Raw genomic sequence first — 22,903 nt, 5'->3', positions numbered from 1 at the left:
GATAGCGACGACGGATTTCGGCATGGTTCACCTCTCCTTACGCGTGCTGGGGGTGGATCAGAAGTGGAGCTGGCCGAGGAAGCCGGAGACTCCGACCAGGACCGCCTGTACGGCCGGCGCGGCCACGGTGTCGGCCAGCAGGAAGCCGAACGCTCTGCACATCAAGAAGTCGGCCCACCGCAGCTAGCGGATGCGCAGGAGGAACCAGATCAGCAGGCCCAGCAGCACCACGGCCGACATGGATACGAGCACGGCGTTCTCCCCTCACTCGCTGCCGTCGCGGTCGAGGCGTTCGATACGTGCGGTCGTCCCGCTCATCGCGTCGATGAGTTCCGGCATGTAGGGGGTGAGGTGGGCGTACTCGGCCGCGATGGCCTCAGCGTCCTCCTCCGAGACCAGGTGGGAGCGAGCACGCTCCCAGCCGTCCCCGGAGGCGAGCACCGCCGTACCGGCTTGTTCGGGTGTGGTGGCCTGAGCCGCTTTGAGGGCGTCGGGGTTGAGATCCCCCAGCGCCATCTCCGCCGTACCGGGGTCTGAGACCCGGTGGCAGACTCGCCCGGCGAGCTGAGCGCGGAGGGCCGTGACCCCCGGTCCCATGTCGGAGCCGATACGCTGTCCGGCGACGATGAGGAACACGCCGAGCGCCGCGCCAAGTTGGGCCAGGCGGATCAAGGCAGTGGCCGCCGCTTGCGCTTCGTCCTTCTCGCTCCGGCTCGCGATCAGGAACAACTCCGCGATCTCGTCGACGATCACGACCACGGGTACAGGACGCTGCTCATCCGGCAGGCCCCACACGTTCCGGACGTGTGCCGCACGGCAGACCGCCATCCGGTCGAGGGTCACGTCCACGAGCGCGGCCAGGAGCTTGACCGCCTGGGCGCGGTTGGTCGCGAGGGCGGAGAGCCGGGGCCCGTAGAGCGAGAGCTCCATGCCGCCCTTGCAGTCGATCCCGACCAGCGCGACGGGTTGCGGAGCGAGGCCCGCGACGAGTGCGTTGATCAGCGTGGACTTACCGGAGCGGGTCGCTCCCACGATCAGCCAGTGCGGCACCCGCCGCAGGTCGATGAACCAGTGAGCCCCCGTTTCGAGGGCCCCGACGACGACATACGAGGAGGAGGCTCCTCCTCCGGCTCCGGAGCTCTACGCGGCGCTGGCCGACCTGGGTCACGAACTCCACTTCACGGAGTACCTGCGCACACGGATGCCCCTCCCTGACCAGGCGAAGGCCCTCCGCCTGCCCAACGGGGTGCCAATGCTCCACATCCTGCGGGTGACGCTGAGGACCGGGGGCAGGCCGCTCGCCTTGGAGGAGTTCCACCTCCCGGGGGATGACTTGGAACTCTCGTACACGCTCTGACGCGGCACCTGGCTCAGACTTTCTCTACTTAATCAAGGCGGCTCGCTTCGCTCACCGCTCGGAGCTAAGACCGGTGCCCGTGCCGCGGGCACAGCGATCAGCGGCCTGACGTCGGAGAAGGGGGACGCTGCGGATGGGGCCGGTCGGCTTCACGGCCAGCTCCCCAGACCGGACAGGCCCCCGGCCAAACCCGTTCCGCCAACCGGTTGTTCCACCGAGCATCCACAGCGATCTTTGACGACCGCTACCACGCAGCGGCTCCACGATGCGATCATCTCCCCATGGAACAGAGGGACTTCGCGGTGGCGGACTTACGACTGGACGGTAACAACCCCCGACATGCTGTGCCGACACCAACGACACGCGAAGCCATCGCAGCTCTGCTTGGGAAGGACCCCGAGAAGCTATTGCGATTGGCTCAAGACATCGCCCAAAAGGGAGTTAATCCCACCGAATTCCCTGTCGTAGTCTATGAAGACGACCATCCAGTCATCATCGAGGGGAACCGTAGAATCGCGGCACTCAAGGCGCTTGCCGATCCATCCTTAGTCGAAGATCCTCGCATTCGGCAAATGTTTGCAATTTCCGCGCGCCGCCATTCTTACCCTAAATCCGTACGCTGCGTGGTGGCGGAGAGCAGGGAAGAAGCACGTCACTGGATCACCCTTAGACACACCGGCGAAAACGAGGGTGTCGGAATCCAGCCCTGGACCACCGAACAAAAGACACGTTTCGCAGAGAAGAAAACCCCTACCGAAAAAGCCCTGCGCTTTATGCAGCAAGTATCGGAGTGGTACAGCCTCGACGAGAAGTTGTTGCGCGACATAGAGATTGTTCGCTCGACGCGGCTCACCACTCTCGCTCGCCTGCTTTCCGACCCTAAAGTCAGGAATTCCCTGGGGTTTGACTTCCGGGATGACGGAATCCTGGCCGAGTATGAGCCGGAAGCAATGCATAACTCGGTGCGACGTCTGTTCTCTGACTTGGCAACCCACCTCTCGGTATCTAGGGTGAAGAGCAAGGACCAGCGTAGCGAGTATCTCGGCGCAATCAAAGATGATCTACCACAGAATTCTCAGCGCCTGGTTCATCCCCGCTTCACGCCAAAGCAGAAAACGTCGAGCCCCCCTGCCGCCACCCAAACACAAAGTCAACTCTCCACACACGCCAGCCCAAGAGCCTCGGGACCCAATAGACCTCAACAAGACAAACGCGTCTTTCAAAATGTCGTCATGCGGAATATCAGCCCTAGGACGGCAAAGATCCTGAACGAGGCGAAGAAAATTGTCATCGCCGAGTCGCCAAACGTTGCAGCCATCATGATCCGCGCCGTCATCGACATCGCCGTGACAGAGGCAGCAGAAAGGCAGGATTGGCGTCGACGGCAAGACAAGCTGCGGGATCGAATCGGGGTCGCTCTACGCCATATCGACCCAGAAAGTACGGACAGGAAGCTCGACGAAGCACGCAGGATGTCTCAGAACGACGGTGCTTTGTCTGTTAAAAATCTACACAGCTTCATGCATCAATGGGACGTCCAACCCATGATCGTGGATATCACGACACTCAGCGTGGTTTACACACCCATGCTCCTAAAGCTGGACGAGTATTTGGGGGAAAATCCCAAATGACGAGATACATTAGCCCTCTCCGTTACCCAGGCGGAAAGGCTCGCCTAGCCGGATATATCAAACACCTGATTGACTCCCAGAATCCCCGACCAACTCACTATTCGGAACCGTTCTGTGGAGGCGCTGGCGCTGCACTTAAACTTCTCATTGACGGCACCGTAGATCACATACATCTGAATGATGCAGATCCAGGAATCGCCGCCTTCTGGCGGTGTGTTTTTACCAGGACCGGCGAATTCGCGGCTATGGTACGCGACGCCGAGGTGACGATCGAAAGTTGGCGTATGGCCGCCGACACGTACGCTGCGCCTTTAGGAAAAGACGATCTAGAGCTCGGGTTTGCGACCTTCTTCCTGAACCGAAGCAACCGATCGGGAATCCTTCGAGCTCGCCCCATCGGAGGATTCGAGCAGAAAGGTAAGTGGAAGATAGATGCACGCTTCAACCGTGAAGCGCTAGCAAAGCGTATAGAACTGCTTGGATCGCATCGAGACCGCGTCTCCTTGTCGCAACAGGATGGCCGGCATCACCTCCAGAGCCTTGAGTACCTGGGTGAGAATGTCGTAGCGTATGTAGACCCGCCATACCTAGTACAGGGCGACCGTCTCTACATGGACAGCCTTAGTTCAGAAGACCACAACGAACTAGCATCGGTCTTGTCCACGAGTCCCATTAAATGGATTCTGACCTACGACGCCGAGAGCCGGATTACAGAAAGCCTGTACCCCAATCACCGGTGCATTCAGTTCGAAATATCGCACAGTGCGCAGGTGCGTCACTTAGGGGTCGAGTATGCGGTTTTCAGCAAAGGTCTACGTGTTCCGAAATTCGAAGGCGTTATCGGCAAAGACGACTATCTCTGGCTAACGGTATGAGAGGGCAAACGTGACCGTCGTACATTTCCCCGAGTACCGAGCATACGACCAGGAGAGAGTCAGGGCGAGCGATGCCATGATGGCACTACTGGCAGGCTCCCGCCTCGCAGAGAACACGCTGAGCCTGACCGATGGCAGCACTCGCCTTCTGCCCGAGATATTCCCGGCAGTGCCCCATATTCGGCGCATGAACCTCACGACGGCGAATGCCCGCTCGCTGCTGTCTCAAGCGGAGCAGCACCTAGGCGCTATGGCTGTACCCTACGCCCTCGCCATTCATGAGGACTTCGCCAATACCTGCTTCGCCCTCTTACTCAGGGATGGGCAAATCACTTCAGCGGAAATAAGAAATGCACGTGCATCGTCTATGCATGGGCTGTTCGAACAGAAGATCGGTAAACAGCTCCCAAGTGATTCTATCGAGCAATACCACCTGATTCGCCGCATGCGTAACGCAGTGATTCATGCAGGCGGAAAACCCCAGCAGGGACTTGTCACGGCAGCCAATAATCTATCTCATAGGGCACTCGCCCAGTGGATGAAAGTAACGGGCGATTCCCCGGCTACCCGCGTTAAGATCGGCGTCCCCGTTACTTTCTCACACGGAGAGCTAGTGCTAGCACTAGCGGTAACAAAGCGGATATCACAGGAAATGAACTTCGCGCTCAGGGACGGTCTTTCACGCGACACGTGGGCCGACGTTGCACTCGAAGACTTCGTCTCCGAACACCCGCAGCTGGTCCACATTGCACAGCGTAAAAGAAAGTTGGCGGGCTTCCTCCGCAGCTACTACCAGGCGCTCAATCTGACCAACGCTGAGGGAACCGCAGCAATGCAGAGAGCAGGGTGGTAGAAGTGAAAAGAGGGCGCTCTTCCAGTTAAGCTACCCGCCGGGACTCGAACCCGGACCTCCCTCTTCTGTGGATGCCAGCGGTCACGAACCGCAACGGGCTTCTTCAGCCTCACACCCCTTCACGACGACGACATTAGCAGATGTTGCGACAAGGTGCTCAGACCTCAAGTCGCGTCTGTCGTCGTGCCGTTGGATACGCAGCGGTGTCGCTCACTCTGTGGTCCTTGCCTGCGCCTCGGCTCTGACCTCAATGGCGTGGTCGGCCCCCGCGCCAAGCCGGGCTGCGGCGCTGGGGCGCCGGTCCCGGCCCGTCGCGGGGGCCGACCACAGATACGGGGATCAGTCAGGCAGCTGGAGCCTCGGAGCGCTTCGCCTTAGCAGCCATCTCAGCGGACAACCCTGCCGTGATCAGCTCCGCCAGCAACTCAGCCGTCTCCGGGCGTATCGCGCCCAGGCACACCAGGCCCTCGCCTCTCACGTTCACGTCCGCCTTCAGGCCGGGGAAGTCCGTGTCCAGGCCGAGCCCTGCCAGTTGTTCTGCCAAGGCCATCGCTCCACGCCGGGCCCTCAGCCAGCCTCGTACGTACGGCACCCCGGGCTCCAAGTCCTCTGCCCGACGCGCCACCACTCCTCGTGGGTCTGTCATCTCGTCTACCCCTCTCCGCTCCTACTGGCTCGGGCTCTGGCTGCACGTGCCGTCCGGAGTCCGGGCGCACGCAGCCGCCAGGCGCAGCAGTTCCGCCAGGCGCTCCGCCGTCACCGGGGACACACGGCCCAGCTCGACCAGGCCGTGACCGAAGGCATTCGATTCCGCTCTCAGGTACGGGAAGTCCCGTTCCATGCCCGCCGCCGTGAGGACGTCGCGGAGGGCAGCCGTCGCGTTCCGCGCGGCGTACCAGGAGTCGCTGTCCAACGGCGACCAGTGAGCCGTGTCGTTGTCCGGCTCGCCCTCACTGCGCATCGGGCCCAGCCTCCTCCAGGACCTGGCTCGCCACAGCCGCAGGTGTCGAGTACCGCTCGCCGTAGTGCTCGACCCGAGCGACCAGGTCAGCCGCCGCGACGAGCATGACCGCCAGCGCGGCCGGGCGCTGCGGGTTGGCTTCCGGCCGGCGAAGGGGCGCGCGGAGCCATTCGTACCGGTCGCCCGCCAGGGGCATCGGACCCGGCACGACGACATAGGAGCCGTCGTCGAGGTACTTGTACTCGGGCGGACTGTCCGTCTCCCTGCACACGAAGTCCTCGAACGACTTCCGCCAGTCGGAGTTGAGGAAGAAGCCCACTTGCTGAGCCCTCCGGTCGGTCATGACCGGCCCAACCGGCATCTGTCGGCGCACCAGTTGATCGAAGACCTCAAGCCCGACCCGCTGGGGAACCACCACGACGTCGAAGAGACGCCCGGTGGGCAACAGGTAGGGAAGCCGCGGATTCTCCCGCCAGACCGCCTGGCATACGCTCGGCTCCTCCGACGCAGCCGATAGCCACTCGACACCCCTCTTGGTCATCCTCTGCACGTCATCTCACCCCAAGTCGCTCTCACCCGGCGGCAGTCAACCGGCGTGGAGACAGGCTCTCGCCAAGGCCCCTGAGCTGGGCAGATGACGAGTGGCGACGGGGGATGACGCCCACCTGACGGGCTCGTCATCCCCCGTCACCCGCTCGCCCGGTTCACCGAACTACGGTCTGCCCCTCACATCGGCGCTTTCGAGTCCGTACATTCAGACGCGCGGGAAACTCAGGCACCGTCGCGGCGCTATGGAGGGGGCGACGACCACGGACCCGACACAGTCAGTCGGCAGCCACTTACGCACGGCCCGGACGAATCGCGGTTGGAGCCAACCGCGGCTGGTCCGCGAGCTGCGTACGCTCGCCGCGCACTGCGGACACCAGCTCCCGGCCGATGCCAGCGTGAAGCGACGCATTGCCAGTTGGGAGAACGGCCACAGCGTCCCCGACGAGTTCTACGGCCCGTTGATCTGCACTGCACTCGGGGTCAGTGCGGCCGAGCTCGGGCTCAACCATGTCGGGAGCCAGGACTCCGGTCTGCTCGATGCCTCGTACCCAGCAAGCCCCGAAGCCGCCTTTGACAACGTCGATCGGCTGTGGCGCGCGGACCTCAACGGGTACGAACCACTCCTCACCGCCGAACCCTCCGAGCCCGCGTGGAACGAGGCTTCCCTTCGGTGGCTCGTGGCGCCGGAGCCAGCCTTCCCCAGCGACCAAGACGGGAGACGCGTCCGCGTCGGACTGGCCGACGTGGCCACGATCAAGGCGACCAGCGACATGTTCGCCCAGCTCGACGATCGCTTCGGTGGCGATCACGCGCGGCACGCCGTGATCCAGTATCTGAGCCGGGACGTGGCACCGCTCCTCACCGGGCAGTACACGGAAGCGGTCGGCCGCGTGCTCTTCTCCGCCGTCGCCGAGGCCACGCTCCTGGCCGGCTGGATGTCGTATGACGCCTGCCACCACGGACTCGCGCAGCGGTACTTCCTCCAAGCCCTCCGGCTCGCCCAGGACGCCAATGACCGGCGTCTCGCCGGAAGCATCCTCTCGGCCATGAGCCACCAGGCGACCTTCCTCGGCTGGTACACGCAGGCCGCCACGCTCGCACGCGCCGCCCTCATGGGCATCTCCACCGTGGCGACGCCGACGCTCCGGGCCCAGTTCCACGCAATGGAGGCTCGCGCCCTCGCTCGTACGGGCGACTGCAAGGCCACCGAGCGCGCCCTGGTGGCCGCCACGAACGCGCTCGACAGCAAGAACAGCGACGACGAGCCCGAGTGGATCTCGTACTTCGACACGACCGAGCTCGCGGCCGAGGCCGCGCACTGCTTCCGCGACGTGAACAGCGCCCGGCAAGCCGTCGCCAACGCCGAGAACGCGATGAGCGGCAACCACGTACGGAGCGACTTCTTCGCGACCATGATCCTGGCGGACGCCCATCTACGGGCTGGAGAGCCGGAGGAAGCCTGCCGAGTGGCTCTGGACGCGCTAGATCTCGGGGAGCAATTGAAGTCCGCTCGCTGCGTGAGCTACCTGGCGGAGTTCCGCGCCCATCTCTCCCGTACGGGGAACTCCTCAGCCGTCGTGAGGAACTTCGAGGACCAGGCCGCCGAGCACCGACTGTGGATCGCAACCACGAGCCTCGCCACCAGGTGACGCGAGCCGCCACCCATCAGAACGGCTTCCACTCCCGCCGTCCCTCCCCCGTCCGAAGTGACTGCACCCGGCGGGCGAACTCCCCCGCCGACTTGGCGCTTGTCGCCACCTGCTGCCCCATCCACGCGACCATCATCAGCTCGCGCACGTCCGCGAGCACGGAGTACCCAGGCCAGTTCATCAGGTCGAGGCCGTAGCGGTAGACGAACTCCCGGTACTCCTCACGCGTGTGCCAGCCGTACCGCTCGTAGTACATCGCCGTGAGGACGAGATCCCACTCCCGCGGTGCCAGAGCGAAGCCGTCCAGGTCGATCAGGACAGCCGAGCCGTTCCGGTGCCGCAGCACGTTGCCGACGTTCGCGTCCCCATGGATCATCCCGAAAGGCAGCACGAAGTCGATCCGGTCGTACTCCTTCTGCAAGCGCCCGGCCCGCTCATCCAGGAACTCCCGGTCCTCGCCGGATACGCCGCTCACCCCGTCTAACCGCCGCAGCGAGCCCGACAGCTTCGCGAACGGATCGAAGTACGGCAGTCTCAGCGACTCCGGCTCCTCCAGCCAGTGCAGCCGCCGCAGCAGATCGGCCAGTTCCCCGACCGTCCCGTACTCCTCGCGCTCCTGGACGCTCTCCCAGAACGTCACCACACGGCCGGCGACCACGAGCGGCTGCTCGAAGCTGCCCCATACCCGAGTCGCCAGAAAGCGTTCCGCCTCCAGCCAACGGGCCAGCCGCACGACCCGCTGCATCTCCCCCAGCGCGTCCAGGTCCTGGGCTATTCGCACGACCACAGGCACGGCCGCCAGCCGGTACACCGCGTTCGACCCCAGCCGCACCAACTCAGCACCCGATGGCTCCAAGTCGGCCTGCCGACAAGCCTCTTGGAGCACGGAACCCACCGCCTCCGCCGTGAACTCCGTCGCGCCGCCCTGCGTGCTGCCGTCGCCCGAGATCATGCACTCGACGATACGGCCGTACGAGCAAGCGCACATCGGGCCCCACGTAATAGGGACGTGATGATCTTCCTCGCCAGACCCCCGGGCGACCGCCCAGCAGCAGGTCAGCGCAGCAACCACCGCCAGCCCTCACCCGGCCTCCGGAGCCGTGTGCGCAGGTTCGAATCCTGCCGGGGGCACCTTTCAGTAGGTGCCTAAAGACCCCGCCACCAGCCACTTCGCTGGGTGCGGGGTCTTCTTGCGTGTGCCGGTGGGTGCTGCCGGAAGCGGGTGCATCACAGTGATCACTTCCACGAGTTGGCCGCCGACTACTCGAACGCACCCAGATGATCTGTGGGAGTCGGCCATGGAGCATGGACCATGAAGCATCACCGGCAAGTCCACACCGCGTGGTACCAGCCCCTCCAAAGCCGGTACGGGCCGGTCCGTGGGCCTACGGCGCAGGCTTTGGCCGCGTACCTTGCCGACGCTAAGGTGAGGCGCCGTACTCGGCGGATCGTTTCCCTGCGGGAAGGCCGCTCCCCTGAGGAAGGTGGGAATGGGGCTCATGGACGCGGACCACGCGGGGCTGGTCGTCGCGGCGCAGGCCGGTGACGACCGGGCGCGCGAGGAGCTGATCGCCGCGTACCTGCCGTTGGTCTACAACATCGTCGGGCGAGCGCTGAGCGGACACGCCGACGCCGACGACGTCGTCCAGGAGACCCTGCTGCGCGTGGTGCGCGACCTGCCTGCCCTGCGTGCCCCGGAGAGCTTCCGGTCCTGGCTGGTGTCGATCACGCTCCGCCAGATCAACACCCACTGGCACCGGCAACGCACCTTCGCCGACCGCACCACGGTCATCGACGAGGCACGCCGGATACCGGACGCCGGGGCCGAACCCGAGGACGTCACGATCCTGCGTCTGCATCTGTCGGACGAGCGCCGACAGGCCGTCGAAGCCGCCCGGTGGCTCGACGAGGACCACCGGGCGCTGCTGTCGCTGTGGTGGCAGGAACGCGCCGGCTCGCTGAGCCGTGACGACATCGCCGCCGCGACGGGACTCACCGTCGCCCACGTCGGAGTACGCCTGCAACGCATGCGCGAGCAGTTGGAACTGAGCCGCGCGATCGTCGCCGCGCTGGAGGCCGACCCGCGCTGTCCGCAGCTGAACGAGACCGTCGTCGGCTGGGACGGTCTCCCCGCATCGGTGTGGCGCAAGCGGATCGCGCGGCACACCCGCGGCTGCCCGGTCTGCGGGGCGACGACGACAGAACGGGTTCCGGCCGAACTACTGCTCCTCAGCCTCGCGCCGCTGGCCGTCCCTGCCGGGCTCGTCGCCGCGCTGGCCGCCAAGGGCCTGCTCTCGGGCACGGCCGCGAGCGCCGCCGGGCTGGCCACGGCACACGCCGCCGCCGGCACGGCGACGGCGGGAGGCGGTCTCCACAGCCCGCTGATCGGCAAACTCCACGCGGCGAGCGCTCACCAGCTGGTGAGCCTCGCCACCGGCGCGGTGCTCATCGCCGGGATCGCCACCTACGCGAGCTGGCCCGAACCGGCGCATCGGGAGCCCGGGGTCATCGCCACTCCTACGGTCGCCACCCCTACGGCCGGCGACCCCACGGTCGGCACTCCCACGCCGATCCCGTCGCGCACCACCGCGTCGGCCGAACCATCCCCGGTGAGTCCGTCCGCCTCCGCAGGCACTGTTCCGCTGGGCGCACAGTCGCTGGAGTCCGTGGACCAGTCCGCCCTGTACCTCACGTATGCCGGCGACTTCACGACGCTCGGCCGCGTCTCCACGTCCAGCAGCACGCAGACACGGCAGCGGGCCACCTTCACGGTCGTCGGGGGGCTGGCCGACACACGGTGCGTCACCTTCCGCGCCGCGGACGGCCGGTACCTCCGCCACCATTACCTGCGGCTGCGGCTGAGCAGCAACGACGGCAGCGAGCTGTTCCGTGAAGACGCCACCTTCTGTCCTCGCCCGGGGGCGGTCGCCGGGTCGGTGACCCTGCACGCGCACAACTATCCGGGATCGGTCATCCGCCACCGCGACGGTGGCGTCTGGCTCGACGGGTCCGACGGCACTCGGGCCTTCGCCGGCCAGGCTTCCTTCATCCTGCGCAGGTCCTGGGCCTGAGAATGGGCCTGAGAACCGCTCCTTGAGCAGGTGATCCGGCTTCGTCCCGTATTCCATGTGATCCGGCTTCGGCCCGTACTCCATGTGACCCGGCTTCGGCCCGTACTCCATGTGACCCGGCTTCGGCCCGCACTCCATGTGACCCGGCTTCGGCCCGTATTCATCGACCGCTGCCGCCATTCCGAAAACCCGCACTGGTGATCAGGGCGGCGCGCCCTTTCCACAGCGACGACCAGACCGCGGGGCTCGGCATAACGCTTTCTGCCCGCGAGATGCATCACTGAGCAATCGTCCGGACGGCGCGACTTTTCCGTTACGAGACCGCGAGGGCGGAAGCCTCCTTTACATGGGGTGCTCTTCCCGCCGCTCACCAAGACGGGCAGGCGTGGCGGGTTCCCCGATACCCCTTTGACGTATCCCCGGAAGAAAGCCCCTCCCATGACGCGACACGCCCCCACGATCACGGCACCCAGGGTGACCCGCGACCCCCGAGGAGAATCATGAAGGGCCTGCACCGGCTCAGCCGGCGTCGCCGGACAGTGACGATAGGACTGTCGGCCGCGGCGGTGGTGGCCGGTGTCGTGACGCTCCTCCCCAGCTCCGCCGGAGCCGCGAGCCTGGGTACGCAGGCGGCCCCCTCGGGCAGGTACTTCGGCACCGCTGTGGCCGCCGGCAGGCTCGGCGACTCGGCGTACACCGCGATCGTCGACCGGGAGTTCAACATGATCACCCCGGAGAACGAGATGAAGTGGGACGCCGTCGAGCCGTCCCGCGGCAACTTCGACTTCGGCCGCGCCGACCGGATCGTCGATCGTGCGAAGGCGAACGGCCAGCGCGTGCGGGGCCACACCACGGTCTGGCACTCGCAGCTCCCGGCCTGGGTCGGCTCGATCGGCGACGCGAACACGCTGCGCGGCGTGATGAACCGTCACATCACCGCCACGATGACCCACTTCAAGGGCAAGATCTACGCGTGGGACGTGGTCAACGAGGCATTCGCCGACGGCCCCGGCGGCCGGCTCCGCAGCTCGGTGTTCCAGAAGGTTCTGGGCAACGGCTTCATCGAGGAGGCGTTCCGCACCGCCCGTGCGGCCGACTCCTCGGCCAAGCTCTGTTACAACGACTACAACATCGAGAACTGGTCGGACGCCAAGACCCAGGGCGTCTACAGAATGGTCAAGGACTTCAAGTCCCGCGGCGTTCCCATCGACTGCGTCGGGCTCCAGAGCCACTTCGGAGCGGGCGGCCCGCCGGCGAGCTTCAAGACCACCCTGGCCAACTTCGCGGCCCTGGGCGTCGATGTCCAGATCACCGAGCTGGACATCGCCCAGGCATCGCCCACCCACTACGCCGACGCGGTCAAAGCATGCCTGTCCGTGGCCCGTTGCACCGGCATCACGGTGTGGGGCGTTCGTGACAGCGACTCCTGGCGCAGCGGCGAAAGCCCGCTCCTGTTCGACAGGAACGGCAAGCCCAAACCCGCGTACGCCGCCGTCATGAGTGCCCTCAACTCCGGCCCGGCTACCACCCCGAGCAAGCCGTCCGACGGTACCGGTACCGGTACCAGTACGGGGGAGATCAAGGGCGTGGCCTCCGGCCGCTGTATCGACATCCCCGCCTCCACCACCGCCAACGGCACCCAGGCGCAGCTGTGGGACTGCAGCGGCCAGGCCAACCAGCGCTGGACCCACACCGCCGGCAAGGAGCTGAAGATCCACGGCGACAAGTGCCTGGACGCCAAGAACAAGGGCACCACCAACGGCACCGCGGTGGTCATCTGGGACTGCAACGGCGGCACCAACCAGCAGTGGGACATCAACACCAACGGCACGATCACCGGCGTCCGGTCGGGGCTGTGCCTCGACGCCGTCGGCGCGGCCACCGCCAACGGCACGAAGATCCAGCTGCACGCCTGTGGCGGCGTCGGCAACCAGAAGTGGACCGCCCCGTCCGGATCGGGCGGCGGCACGTGCGCGCTCCCGTCGACGTACAAGTGGAATTCGACGGGTGCCCTGGCGCAGCCCGCGAACGGGTGGGCCTCGCTGAAGGACTTCACCCACGTGGTGCTGGGCGGCAAGCACCTGGTCTACGGGTCGAACTTCAACGGGTCGAAGTACGGCTCGATGACGTTCAGCCCCTTCACCGACTGGTCGGACATGGCGTCCGCCGGACAGAAGGCGATGAACCAGCCCGCGGTCGCGCCCACGCTGTTCTACTTCGCGCCCAAGAAGGTCTGGGTCCTCGCGTACCAGTGGGGCCAGTGGCCCTTCATCTACCGCACGTCGAGCGACCCCACCAACCCCAACGGCTGGTCCGCGCCGCAGCCGCTGTTCACCGGCAGCATCCCCCGCACCGACTCCCCCACCGGCCCGATCGACCAGACCCTGATCGCCGACGACCAGAACATGTACCTGTTCTTCGCCGGTGACAACGGCAAGATCTACCGCGCGAGCATGCCGATCGGGAACTTCCCGGGCAGCTTCGGCTCGTCGTACACGACGGTCATGAGCGATACGGAGGCCAAGCTGTTCGAGGCCCCCCAGGTCTACAAGGTCCAGGGCCGGCAGCAGTACCTCATGATCGTCGAGGCGAAGGGTGCGCAGGGGCGCTACTTCCGCTCGTTCACGGCCACCAGCCTGAACGGTACGTGGACCCCGCAGGCCGCCACCGAGAGCAGCCCCTTCGCGGGCAAGGCCAACAGCGGCGCCACCTGGACCCACGACATCAGCCACGGTGATCTGATCCGCACCAACCCCGATCAGACCATGACGATCGACCCCTGCCACCTGCAGTTCCTCTACCAGGGCAAGTCCCCCACCGCGGACGGCCCCTACGACCGGCTGCCGTACCGGCCGGGTGTCCTCACCCCGCAGCGCTGACTGCCCGATCCACGGTGATACGCGAGGAGAAACAACCCCCCATGAAGAACCCCACGAACGGTGGGCGCCGCGGGCGTCACCGCCGCCGCTGGACCGCGACCGGACTGCTGCTCGGAGCGCCCGCTCTCGTCGTGCCGTATCTCCTGTTCGTGCAGGACGATTCGCAGGCCGCGACGGTCGACGGCAATGCCTACTACCGGCTGGTCTCCGTACGCAGCGGCAAGGCGCTGGACGTCAACGCCTTCTCCACCGCCGACGGCACCCGCATCCAGCAGTGGACCGACCAGAACACCGCCAACCAGCAGTGGAGGCTGCGACCCGCCGGGGACGGCTACTACGAGCTGGTGAACCGCAACAGCGGCAAAGTGCTGGGCATAGCGGGCGGTTCGTCCGCCCAGGCGGCCGCCGCCGAGCAGCAGACCGACAGCTCCTCCCCCTCTCAGGAGTGGCGGATCGACGAGGTGAGCGGTTCCGACGCCGTCACCTTCACCTCCCGCGGGAGCGGCCAGGTCCTGGACGTCTCCGGAGGCTCCACGGCCGACGGCGCGGTGGTCATCCAGTATCCCGGCAAGGGCAGCACCAACCAGCAGTGGAAGCTGGTGAGGACGGCCGAGTCCCAGACGGCCGGAACCGGGCCGTATGTGTGGAACAACGCCCGGGTGGTGGGCGGCGGTTACGTCACCGGGCTGGTGTTCAACCCGCGTGCGAAGGGCCTGCTGTACGCGCGCACCGACATGGGCGGCGCCTACCGCTGGGACACCGCGGCCGAGCAGTGGATCCCGCTGACCGACTGGGTGGGCGAGAAGGACTGGAACCTGCTGGGCATCGACGCACTGGCCACCGACCCCGTCGACCCCGACCGGCTCTACCTCGGGGCGGGCACCTACACCAACAGCTGGGCGGGCAACGGCGCGATCCTGCGCTCCACGGACCGTGGCCGCACCTTCCAGCGCACCGATCTGCCCTTCAAGCTGGGCGCCAACGAGGACGGCCGCGGGGCGGGCGAACGGCTGGTGATCGACCCCGCGAACAACGGCACCCTGCTGCTCGGTACCCGCAAGAACGGCCTGTGGCGGAGCACCGACCACGGTGTGACATGGAGTCAGGTCTCTTCGTTCCCCGTCAAGGACGGGGCGGGCAGCGGCGCGGGCATCTCCTTCGTGACGTACGGCCCGGCCGGAAGCAGGACGATCTACGTCGGCGTCGCTGACAAGTCCACCTCCCTCTACCGCTCCACCGACGGCGGCAGCACCTGGCAGGCCGTCTCCGGGCAGCCCACCGGCCAGATGCCGCAGCACGGCGTGGTCTCCGGTGACGGCTCGCTGTACCTGACGTACACCAACAACCTCGGGCCCAACGGCGTAACAGGGGGTTCGGTGTGGAAGTACACGCCGACGGGCGGGGCGTGGAAGAACATCTCCCCGTCCCAGGGCTCTTACGGGTTCTCCGGTCTGGCCGTCGACCCGCAGAAGCCGTCCACGGTGATGGTCACCACCCTCGGCCGCTGGTGGCCCGAGGACGAGATCTACCGGACCACCGACGGCGGCACCACCTGGAAGGCACTGGCCGACAAGTCGGTGCGCGACGCCTCCGGCGCTCCCTACGTCGGCACCCACACCGGGCACTGGATGACCGCCCTGGCCATCGACCCCTTCAACTCCGGGCACGTGCTGTACGGCACCGGCAACGGCATCCTGCGCAGCAAGGACGCCGGCGCCTCCGACAGCGGCGGCACCAGCCACTGGAGCATGGGCGCCCGAGGGCTGGAGGAGACCGCGCTGATGGACGCGATCGCCCCTCCCGGCGGCGCCGCCGTCATCACCGCCATGGGTGACCAGGGCGGCTTCCGCCACGACGACCTGACCAAGGTGCCCTCCGGGCGGCTGAGCAACCCGATGATGGCCAACAGCACCGACATCGATTTCGCCCAGTCCAACCCCTCGATGATGGTGCGTGTCGGCCGGGGTGGCGCGCAGGACGGCGCCTACTCCACCGACGGCGGCATCAGCTGGAACGGCTTCAAGGCCGAGCCGGTGCCCAGTGCCCAGGACGGTCACATCGCGCTCGCGGCGGACGGCTCCAGCATCGTCTGGACCGAGGCCGGTCAGGCCCCGTACCGCTCGACCGACAAGGGGGCGAGCTGGTCGAGGGTCAGCGGCCTGGGCAACGACGCCGTGGTCGTCGCCGACCGCTCCTCGGCCAGGACCTTCTACTCACTGGCCGGCGGCACGCTCTACGCCAGCACCGACGGCGGCGCGACCTTCACCGCCCGCGCCGGCAACCTGCCCGACGGCCGGCTCACGGCCGTCCCCGGCATCGCCGGGGACCTGTGGATCGCCGGCCATGACAAGGGGCTGCTGCACTCCACCGACGGCGGCCGCACCTTCACCACGCTCAGCACGGTGAAGTCCGCCTCCGCCCTCGGCTTCGGAAAGGCCGCACCCGGCGCCTCCTACCAGGCCCTGTACCTGATCGGTACCGTCAAGGACGTCTTCGGCGTCTTCCGCTCCACCGACATGGGCGCCACCTGGCTCCGCGTCAACGACGACGCCCACCAGTGGGGCAACATCAGCGGTGGCGTCGTCACCGGCGACCCCGATACCTACGGGCGCGTCTACATCGGCACCAACGGCCGCGGCCTCCAGTACGGCGACCCGTCCTGACCCCAACGCCGGAGCGGGGCCGCGGGCACAACGGCCTGCGGCCCCGCCTGGGGTGAGGGATGGCGCCTCCGCGCCCCGAGGGGTGGCACAACGTGCCAGTAGGGGCGGTGAACAGCGGTCCGCACGGCGCCGACACGTCGGCGGCCTATGGGCCCATCGACCTACGGGCTCAGGTGTTCGGGCGCTTTCCGTGGTTCGCGCTCTTCTTCTTCCGTGCGCGTCGCTTGTTACCTCGCTTGGACATGGACCGCATCTCCCTTATCCGTACCAACAGGGATATATCGCCACGGCCAGTCTATGAGCCGCCTTCTCCCCCCGCATCGCGGCCGCTCACTCCTCGAAGCGGTAGCCCATCCCCGGGGCCGTCACCAGATACCTGGGGTGGGACGGGTCCGCCTCCAGCTTGCGGCGCAGTTGGGCCATGTAGACGCGGAGGTAGTTGCTCTGGGTGCGATACGTCGGGCCCCAGACCTCCTGGAGCAGCCGGCGCTGGGTGACCAGGCGGCCCCGGTGGCGTATCAGGACCTCCAGGAGGTGCCACTCCGTCGGTGTCAGGCGTACGGGCTCGCCGTCCCGGGTCGCCTTCTTCGCCAGGAGGTCCAGGGTGAAGGAGGGAGTCGACACCCGGGCCGGGGCGGCCCCGTCGGCGGGGTCCGCCTCAAGGCTCCCTCCGCCCCGGCCCCCGTCCCCCCGCCGCGTCGCCGCCCGCAGCCTCGCGAGCAGCTCGTCCATGCTGAACGGCTTCGTGATGTAGTCGTCCGCCCCCGCGTCCAGCGCCTCCACCTTCTCGTCCGAGGTGCTGCGGGCCGAGACCACCAGGATCGGCGCCCGTGACCAGCGGCGCAGGGTGCGCATCACGTCGATGCCGTCCATGTCCGGCAGACCCAGGTCCAGGAGCACCGCGTCCGGTGGGTTCGCGGCGGCCAGGGTGAGGGCCGTCTCGCCGTCGGGGGCCGCGTCCACGTCGTACCGGCGCGCTCTGAGGTTGATCTCCAGCGCCCGTACGAGCTGCGGCTCGTCCTCCACCACCAGCACCCTGGTCATCGGCCCGCTCCCCGACCCCGCCCTAAGACCGTGTCCTACATGGCCAGTTGGTCGTTGAGTGGGTTATGGGGAGTGGGCGGTGGGGTTGGATCGTTCCGGCTGGTCTGTGGGAGTTGGCCAGGCCGTTGCTGCCGCCGGCGCGTGTGCGTCCGCAGGGCGGCGGAGTCGCGAACATTGATGACGAGGCGGTCTTCGCCGCGATCGTCTACGTACTGGTCAGTGGGTGCGCATGGCGCGCTCTGCCGCCCTGCTTCGGTGCGTCGAAGTCGACGGTGCATCGTCGCTTCCTCATCTGGTCGCGTGCCGGGGTCTGGGGCCGGTTGCACCAGCGGGTTCTCCAGCTCCTGGACGAGCAGGGCCTGGTGGATCTGTCCCGTGCGGTCCTCGACTCGGCTCACGTCCGCGCGAAAAAGGGGGCGAACTTGCAGGTCCGAGTCCCGTGGACCGGGGTAAGCCCGGTTCCAAGATGCACATCCTGTCCGATGCGGACGGCCTGCCCCTCCGGGTCGGACTCTCCGCGGCCAACACCCACGACAGCCTCGCCCTGAAGCCGATGCTGTCCCATTTCCACATGGGACACGAAACCCACGCAGCCGATTCCAAACCCACACGGCTGCACGCAGACAAGGCGTACGACATCCCCCACCTGCGACGATGGCTCTGGGGCAAGCACATCGGTGTCCGCATCGCCCGCAAGGGCATCGAGTCCAGCGAACGCCTCGGCCGCCGCAGGTGGGTGATCGAGCGGACGATGTCGTGGCTGACCGGCTACCGCCGACTCAACCACCGATACGAACGCCAACCCATCAACTACCTGGCCTTTCTTGGCCTCGCCGCAGCCATCTGCTGCTACAAACGTTTACTCAAACTCACCATGTAGGACACGGTCTAAGCCCGTCACTTCCCCGCTGTCTCCTTGAGCGCGATGTTGAGCTTCAGGACGTTGACGCGCGGCTCGCCGATGAAGCCGAGGATGCGGCCGCTCGTGTGGTCCGCGACCAGCTTCTCCACCGTCGCCACCGGCAGGCCGTTCACCTGCGCCACCCGGTGGATCTGGAGCTTGGCGTAGTCCGGGGAGATGTCCGGGTCCAGGCCCGAGCCGGAGGAGGTGACCGCTTCGGCGGGGACGTCGGAGGGGTTGACCTTGTACGTCGGGGTCGAGTTGTCCCGTACCACCGCCGCCTTGGCGTCCTTGATCTGCTGGATCAGCTTGTCGTTGTCGCCGGAGAGGTTGGTCGCACCCGAGACCAGCAGGTCGTACTGGGTGTTGACGCCGTTGGCCTTGTTGGAGCCCAGGCCGTTGGACGGGCGCGGCTGGAACCAGTGCGGGTCCGGGCGGGCCGCCTCCTCGGGGTCGGAGGGGTTCTTCTTGGGGAGGTCGTAGCGCTGGCCGATGAGCTCCGAACCGACCACCTTGCCGCCGGACTTGACCTCCGAGCCGTTCGCCTTGCCGCCGAAGGCGGCCTGCGCGATGCCGGTGACGGCGAGCGGGTACAGGACGCCGCAGATCACCGTGAGGACCAGCAGGGCGCGCAGGCCCGCGCCGATCAACCGGGCCGTGTGGGATACCGAGTTGTTCATGACGGATCAGCCGATTCCGGGGATGAGGGTGATGAGCAGGTCGATGAGCTTGATGCCGATGAACGGGGCGACCAGGCCGCCCAGGCCGTAGATCCCGAGGTTGCGGCGGAGCATTTTGTCGGCGCTGGTCGGCTTGTACTGCACGCCCTTCAGGGCCAGCGGTACGAGGGCGATGATGATCAGGGCGTTGAAGATGACCGCCGAGAGGATCGCCGACTCGGGGCTGTGCAGGCTCATGATGTTGAGCTTGTCCAGGCCCGGGTAGACCACCGCGAACATCGCCGGGATGATCGCGAAGTACTTCGCCACGTCGTTGGCGATGGAGAACGTGGTGAGCGCGCCTCGGGTGATCAGGAGCTGTTTGCCGATCTCGACGATCTCGATCAGCTTGGTGGGGTTGGAGTCGAGGTCGACCATGTTGCCGGCCTCCTTGGCGGCCGACGTGCCCGTGTTCATGGCCACGCCCACGTCCGCCTGGGCCAGCGCGGGGGCGTCGTTGGTGCCGTCGCCCGTCATCGCGACCAGCTTGCCGCCGGCCTGCTCGCGCTTGATGAGGGCCATCTTGTCCTCGGGGGTGGCCTCGGCGAGGAAGTCGTCCACGCCCGCCTCCTCCGCGATGGCCTTCGCGGTCAGCGGGTTGTCACCCGTGATCATGACCGTCTTGATGCCCATCCGGCGCAGTTCCTCGAACCGCTCCCGCATCCCCTCCTTCACCACGTCCTTGAGGTGGATCACTCCGAGGACGCGGGCGCCTTCAGCGTCTTCCAGAGCCACCAGCAGCGGCGTGCCACCAGCCTGGGAAATCCGGTCGGTGAGCGCCTGCGCGTCCTGGGAGACACTGCCGCCCCGCTCCTTCACCCACGCCACGACCGACCCGGTCGCGCCCTTGCGGATCCTGCGCCCGTCCACGTCCACGCCCGACATACGGGTCTGGGCGGTGAACGCGATCCACTCGGCGTCCGTCAACTCGCCCTGGTGACGCTCGCGCAGCCCGTACTTCTCCTTGGCGAGCACCACGATCGAGCGGCCCTCGGGGGTCTCGTCGGCCAGCGAGGACAGCTGCGCGGCATCGGCCACCTCGGCCTCGGTCGTCCCGCGTACGGGCACGAACTCGGACGCCTGCCGGTTGCCCAGCGTGATCGTGCCGGTCTTGTCCAGCAGGAGCGTGGAGACGTCGCCCGCCGCTTCCACCGCCCTGCCCGACATCGCCAGGACGTTGCGCTGGACGAGGCGGTCCATGCCCGCGATGCCGATCGCGGAGAGCAGCGCGCCGATCGTCGTCGGGATCAGGCAGACCAGCAGGGCGGCCAGCACGATCATCGACTGCTCGGCGCCCGCGTACTTCGCGAACGGCTGGAGGGTGACCACCGCCAGCAGGAACACGATCGTCAGGGACGCCAGCAGGATGTTCAGGGCGATCTCGTTGGGGGTCTTCTGGCGTGCCGCGCCCTCGACCAGGTTGATCATCCGGTCGATGAACGTCTCGCCCGGCTTCGTCGTGATCTTGATGACCACCCGGTCGGACAGCACCTTCGTACCGCCCGTGACCGCGCTGCGGTCGCCGCCGGACTCGCGGATCACCGGCGCGGACTCACCCGTGATCGCCGACTCATCCACGGACGCGACGCCCTCGACGACGTCACCGTCGCCCGGGATGATGTCGCCCGCCTCGCAGACCACCAGGTCACCGATCTTCAACTCGGTGCCGGGCACCCGCTCCTCCGTGGAGCCCACCAGACGCCGGGCCACCGTGTCGGTCTTGGCCTTGCGCAGGGTGTCGGCCTGCGCCTTGCCCCGGCCCTCCGCGACCGCCTCCGCGAGGTTCGCGAAGATCGTGGTCAGCCACAGCCAGCCCGCGATCGCCCAGCCGAACCAGTCCCCCGGGTCCTTGACCGCCAGGACCGTGGTCAGGACCGACCCGATCTCGACCACGAACATCACTGGCGACTTGACCATCACCCGGGGGTCGAGCTTCTTGATCGCGTCCGGGAAGGACTTCACCAGCGCCTTGGGGTCGAACAGGCCCCCGCCGACCCTCCCCTGGTCCTTGTGACCGGTAGGGACGTCGCTGTGCGGGGCACGGCTCGGCGCCGGCGATTCCTGCTGCTTCAGTTCAGTACTCATGACGCCAGCCCCTCCGCCAGCGGTCCCAGCGCAAGCGCGGGGAAATAGGTCAGACCGGTCACGATCAGGATCGTGCCGACCAACAGGCCCGTGAACAGCGGCTTGTTGGTGCGCAGCGTGCCCGCCGTCTCCGGGATCGGCTTCTGCTCCGCCAGCGAACCCGCCAGCGCCAGCACGAACACCATCGGCAGGAACCGGCCCAGCAACATCGCAAGACCGATAGAAGTGTTGAACCACTCGGTGTTGGCGTTCAGACCGGCGAACGCGGAGCCGTTGTTGTTGGCACCCGAGGTGTACGCGTACAGCACCTCGGAGAAGCCGTGCGCACCCGAGTTCGTCATCGAGGCGCCCGTCGAATCCAGGGACATCGCGATCGCCGTGAACACCAGGACCAGCGCCGGAGTGATCAGGATGTAGCAGGCCGCGAACTTGATCTCCCGCGTGCCGATCTTCTTGCCCAGATACTCGGGCGTGCGCCCCACCATCAGGCCCGCCAGGAACACCGCGATGATCGCCATCACCAGCATCCCGTACAGACCCGAACCGGTACCGCCCGGCGCGATCTCGCCCAACTGCATCCCCAGCAGCGTGATACCACCGCCGAAACCGGTCAGCGAGGAATGGAAACCATCCACCGCGCCCGTGGAGGTCAGCGTGGTGGCGACCGCGAAGATCGACGTGCCGCCGATACCGAACCGGGTCTCCTTGCCCTCCATCGCCCCACCCGCGACGTCGAACGCCGGTCCGTGGTGGGCGAATTCGGTCCACATCATCAACGCGGTGAACCCGACCCAGATGGTGACCATCGTCGCCAGAATCGCGTACCCCTGCCGAACACTCCCCACCATCTTTCCGAAGGTGCGCGTCAGCGCGAACGGGATCACCAGAATCAGGAAGACCTCAAACAGGTTGGAGAAGCCGTTGGGGTTCTCGAAGGGGTGAGCCGAGTTGGCGTTGAAGTAACCGCCACCGTTCGTGCCCAGCTCCTTGATCGCCTCCTGCGAGGCGACCGCCCCGCCGTTCCACTGCTGCGAACCACCCATGAACTGGCCGACCTCGTGAATACCGGCGAAGTTCTGGATCGCCCCGCACGCCACCAGCACCAGCGCGCCCACCACCGATATCGGCAGCAGGATCCGCACGGTGCCGCGCACCAGATCGGACCAGAAGTTGCCCAGCTCACCCGTCCGCGAACGGGCGAAACCTCGTACGAGAGCGACCGCGACCGCGATACCCACCGACGCGGACACGAAGTTCTGCACCGCCAGGCCGCCGGTCTGCACCACATGACCCATGGCCTGCTCGCCCGAGTACGACTGCCAGTTGGTGTTCGACACGAACGACGCCGCCGTGTTGAACGCCTGATCCGCCGGAATCGACACGAAACCCAGCGAGCCCGGCAGATGCCCCTGAAGGCGCTGGAGCAGATAGAGGAACAGGACGCTCACGGCCGAGAACGCCAGCACGCCCCGCAGATACGCGGGCCAGCGCATCTGCGTGGACGGGTTGGCACCCACGGCCTTATAGATCCACTTCTCCACCCGCAGATGCTTCTCGGAGGAGTAGACGCGGGCCATGTAGTCGCCCAGCGGCCGGTAGGACAGGCCCAGGGCCGCCGCGAGCGCGGCGAACTGGAGCACACCGGAAAGAACAGGAGACATGGCGG

Annotated in this window: 17 protein-coding genes, 1 tRNA gene and 2 pseudogenes; 10 read left to right on the top strand and 10 right to left on the bottom strand. The window is 66.7% G+C overall.

Going from position 1 to position 22,903, the window contains the following annotated elements; all coding sequences use genetic code 11:
• Positions 1-264: 264 nt before the first annotated feature.
• A pseudogene (locus tag BX283_RS27230) lies at positions 265-1,104 on the bottom strand (FtsK/SpoIIIE domain-containing protein); the annotation flags it as partial.
• 43 nt (positions 1,105-1,147) lie between these two features.
• Between BX283_RS27230 and BX283_RS27225 the strand changes: the two are divergent.
• The 4 genes and pseudogenes from BX283_RS27225 to BX283_RS40095 form a co-directional block, all read left to right on the top strand.
• Positions 1,148-1,357, top strand: a pseudogene (locus BX283_RS27225) (UTRA domain-containing protein); the annotation flags it as partial.
• Between the two features lie 281 nt (positions 1,358-1,638).
• Positions 1,639-2,988 carry a ParB/Srx family N-terminal domain-containing protein gene (locus BX283_RS40100; RefSeq protein ID WP_143676458.1) on the top strand — a complete coding sequence of 450 codons (1,350 nt, stop codon included), beginning with the start codon at positions 1,639-1,641 and terminating at the stop codon, positions 2,986-2,988.
• Positions 2,886-3,863: a DNA adenine methylase gene (locus BX283_RS27220; protein WP_306822826.1), complete on the top strand. Its 978-nt coding sequence runs from the start codon at positions 2,886-2,888 to the stop codon at positions 3,861-3,863. The genes BX283_RS40100 and BX283_RS27220 overlap by 103 nt, the downstream gene beginning before the upstream one ends.
• Positions 3,864-4,050: 187 nt before the next feature.
• A complete protein-coding gene (locus BX283_RS40095) occupies positions 4,051-4,716 on the top strand; it encodes a hypothetical protein (RefSeq protein ID WP_218976527.1) in 666 nt (221 codons plus the stop codon).
• 343 nt (positions 4,717-5,059) lie between these two features.
• Here the strand turns inward: BX283_RS40095 and BX283_RS27210 are convergent, their stop codons facing one another.
• The 3 genes from BX283_RS27210 to BX283_RS27200 all read right to left on the bottom strand — a co-directional run bounded on the left by BX283_RS27210 (position 5,060) and on the right by BX283_RS27200 (position 6,218).
• The gene (locus BX283_RS27210; protein ID WP_306822825.1) at positions 5,060-5,260 is read right to left on the bottom strand and encodes a hypothetical protein; all 201 of its coding nucleotides are present in this window, start codon (positions 5,258-5,260) and stop codon (positions 5,060-5,062) included.
• Between the two features lie 123 nt (positions 5,261-5,383).
• Positions 5,384-5,677 (bottom strand): hypothetical protein, encoded by a 294-nt coding sequence (locus BX283_RS27205; RefSeq protein ID WP_101390132.1) that lies wholly within the window; start codon positions 5,675-5,677, stop codon positions 5,384-5,386.
• Positions 5,667-6,218: a bifunctional DNA primase/polymerase gene (locus tag BX283_RS27200; protein WP_306822868.1), complete on the bottom strand. Its 552-nt coding sequence runs from the start codon at positions 6,216-6,218 to the stop codon at positions 5,667-5,669. Before BX283_RS27200 ends, BX283_RS27205 begins: the two co-directional genes overlap by 11 nt.
• Before the next feature lie 403 nt (positions 6,219-6,621).
• On the opposite strand from BX283_RS27200, the gene BX283_RS27195 reads away from it, so the two are divergent.
• Positions 6,622-7,875, top strand: coding sequence for a hypothetical protein (locus tag BX283_RS27195; protein WP_180357263.1), 1,254 nt, complete (start codon positions 6,622-6,624; stop codon positions 7,873-7,875).
• A gap of 16 nt (positions 7,876-7,891) precedes the next feature.
• On the opposite strand, the gene BX283_RS27190 is transcribed toward BX283_RS27195, so the two are convergent.
• Positions 7,892-8,827 carry a phosphotransferase family protein gene (locus BX283_RS27190; RefSeq protein WP_101392600.1) on the bottom strand — a complete coding sequence of 312 codons (936 nt, stop codon included), beginning with the start codon at positions 8,825-8,827 and terminating at the stop codon, positions 7,892-7,894.
• 91 nt (positions 8,828-8,918) lie between these two features.
• On the opposite strand from BX283_RS27190, the gene BX283_RS40755 reads away from it, so the two are divergent.
• From BX283_RS40755 to BX283_RS27175, 4 genes are all read left to right on the top strand, one after another.
• A tRNA-Arg gene (locus tag BX283_RS40755) sits at positions 8,919-9,006 on the top strand.
• A 368-nt stretch (positions 9,007-9,374) separates the two neighbouring features.
• Positions 9,375-10,946 carry a sigma-70 family RNA polymerase sigma factor gene (locus BX283_RS27185; RefSeq protein ID WP_101392599.1) on the top strand — a complete coding sequence of 524 codons (1,572 nt, stop codon included), beginning with the start codon at positions 9,375-9,377 and terminating at the stop codon, positions 10,944-10,946.
• Between the two features lie 500 nt (positions 10,947-11,446).
• Positions 11,447-13,825, top strand: a complete 2,379-nt coding sequence (locus BX283_RS27180) for a non-reducing end alpha-L-arabinofuranosidase family hydrolase (protein WP_101390129.1) — start codon at positions 11,447-11,449, stop codon at positions 13,823-13,825.
• Positions 13,826-13,866: 41 nt separating this feature from the next.
• Positions 13,867-16,488: an RICIN domain-containing protein gene (locus BX283_RS27175; protein WP_101390128.1), complete on the top strand. Its 2,622-nt coding sequence runs from the start codon at positions 13,867-13,869 to the stop codon at positions 16,486-16,488.
• Between the two features lie 169 nt (positions 16,489-16,657).
• Here BX283_RS27175 and BX283_RS42475 read toward each other — a convergent pair whose 3' ends face one another.
• Both BX283_RS42475 and BX283_RS27170 read right to left on the bottom strand, forming a co-directional pair.
• Positions 16,658-16,732: a 50S ribosomal protein bL37 gene (locus BX283_RS42475; RefSeq protein ID WP_371657075.1), complete on the bottom strand. Its 75-nt coding sequence runs from the start codon at positions 16,730-16,732 to the stop codon at positions 16,658-16,660.
• A gap of 86 nt (positions 16,733-16,818) precedes the next feature.
• Positions 16,819-17,532 (bottom strand): response regulator, encoded by a 714-nt coding sequence (locus BX283_RS27170; protein WP_101390127.1) that lies wholly within the window; start codon positions 17,530-17,532, stop codon positions 16,819-16,821.
• A 65-nt stretch (positions 17,533-17,597) separates the two neighbouring features.
• On the opposite strand from BX283_RS27170, the gene BX283_RS27165 reads away from it, so the two are divergent.
• Positions 17,598-18,412 (top strand): IS5 family transposase gene (locus tag BX283_RS27165; protein WP_101390126.1). Its coding sequence is split into 2 segments (ribosomal slippage): positions 17,598-17,940 and positions 17,940-18,412, totalling 816 coding nucleotides; the frame shifts between segments, so codons are not numbered across the junction.
• Between the two features lie 17 nt (positions 18,413-18,429).
• Here the strand turns inward: BX283_RS27165 and BX283_RS27160 are convergent.
• The 3 genes from BX283_RS27160 to kdpA are packed head-to-tail and all read right to left on the bottom strand — an operon-like array spanning position 18,430 to position 22,898.
• The gene (locus BX283_RS27160; RefSeq protein ID WP_101390125.1) at positions 18,430-19,113 is read right to left on the bottom strand and encodes a potassium-transporting ATPase subunit C; all 684 of its coding nucleotides are present in this window, start codon (positions 19,111-19,113) and stop codon (positions 18,430-18,432) included.
• Between the two features lie 6 nt (positions 19,114-19,119).
• Positions 19,120-21,237 carry a potassium-transporting ATPase subunit KdpB gene (gene kdpB / locus BX283_RS27155; protein WP_101390124.1) on the bottom strand — a complete coding sequence of 706 codons (2,118 nt, stop codon included), beginning with the start codon at positions 21,235-21,237 and terminating at the stop codon, positions 19,120-19,122.
• A complete protein-coding gene (gene kdpA, locus BX283_RS27150) occupies positions 21,234-22,898 on the bottom strand; it encodes a potassium-transporting ATPase subunit KdpA (protein ID WP_101390123.1) in 1,665 nt (554 codons plus the stop codon). The genes kdpB and kdpA overlap by 4 nt, the downstream gene beginning before the upstream one ends.
• Positions 22,899-22,903 lie beyond the last annotated feature (5 nt).

The organism is Streptomyces sp. TLI_146 (genome assembly GCF_002846415.1).
GTDB lineage: Bacteria > Actinomycetota > Actinomycetes > Streptomycetales > Streptomycetaceae > Streptomyces.
Note: the sequence above shows the minus strand (reverse complement) of the source record. Positions and strands in the feature narration are given on the sequence as shown.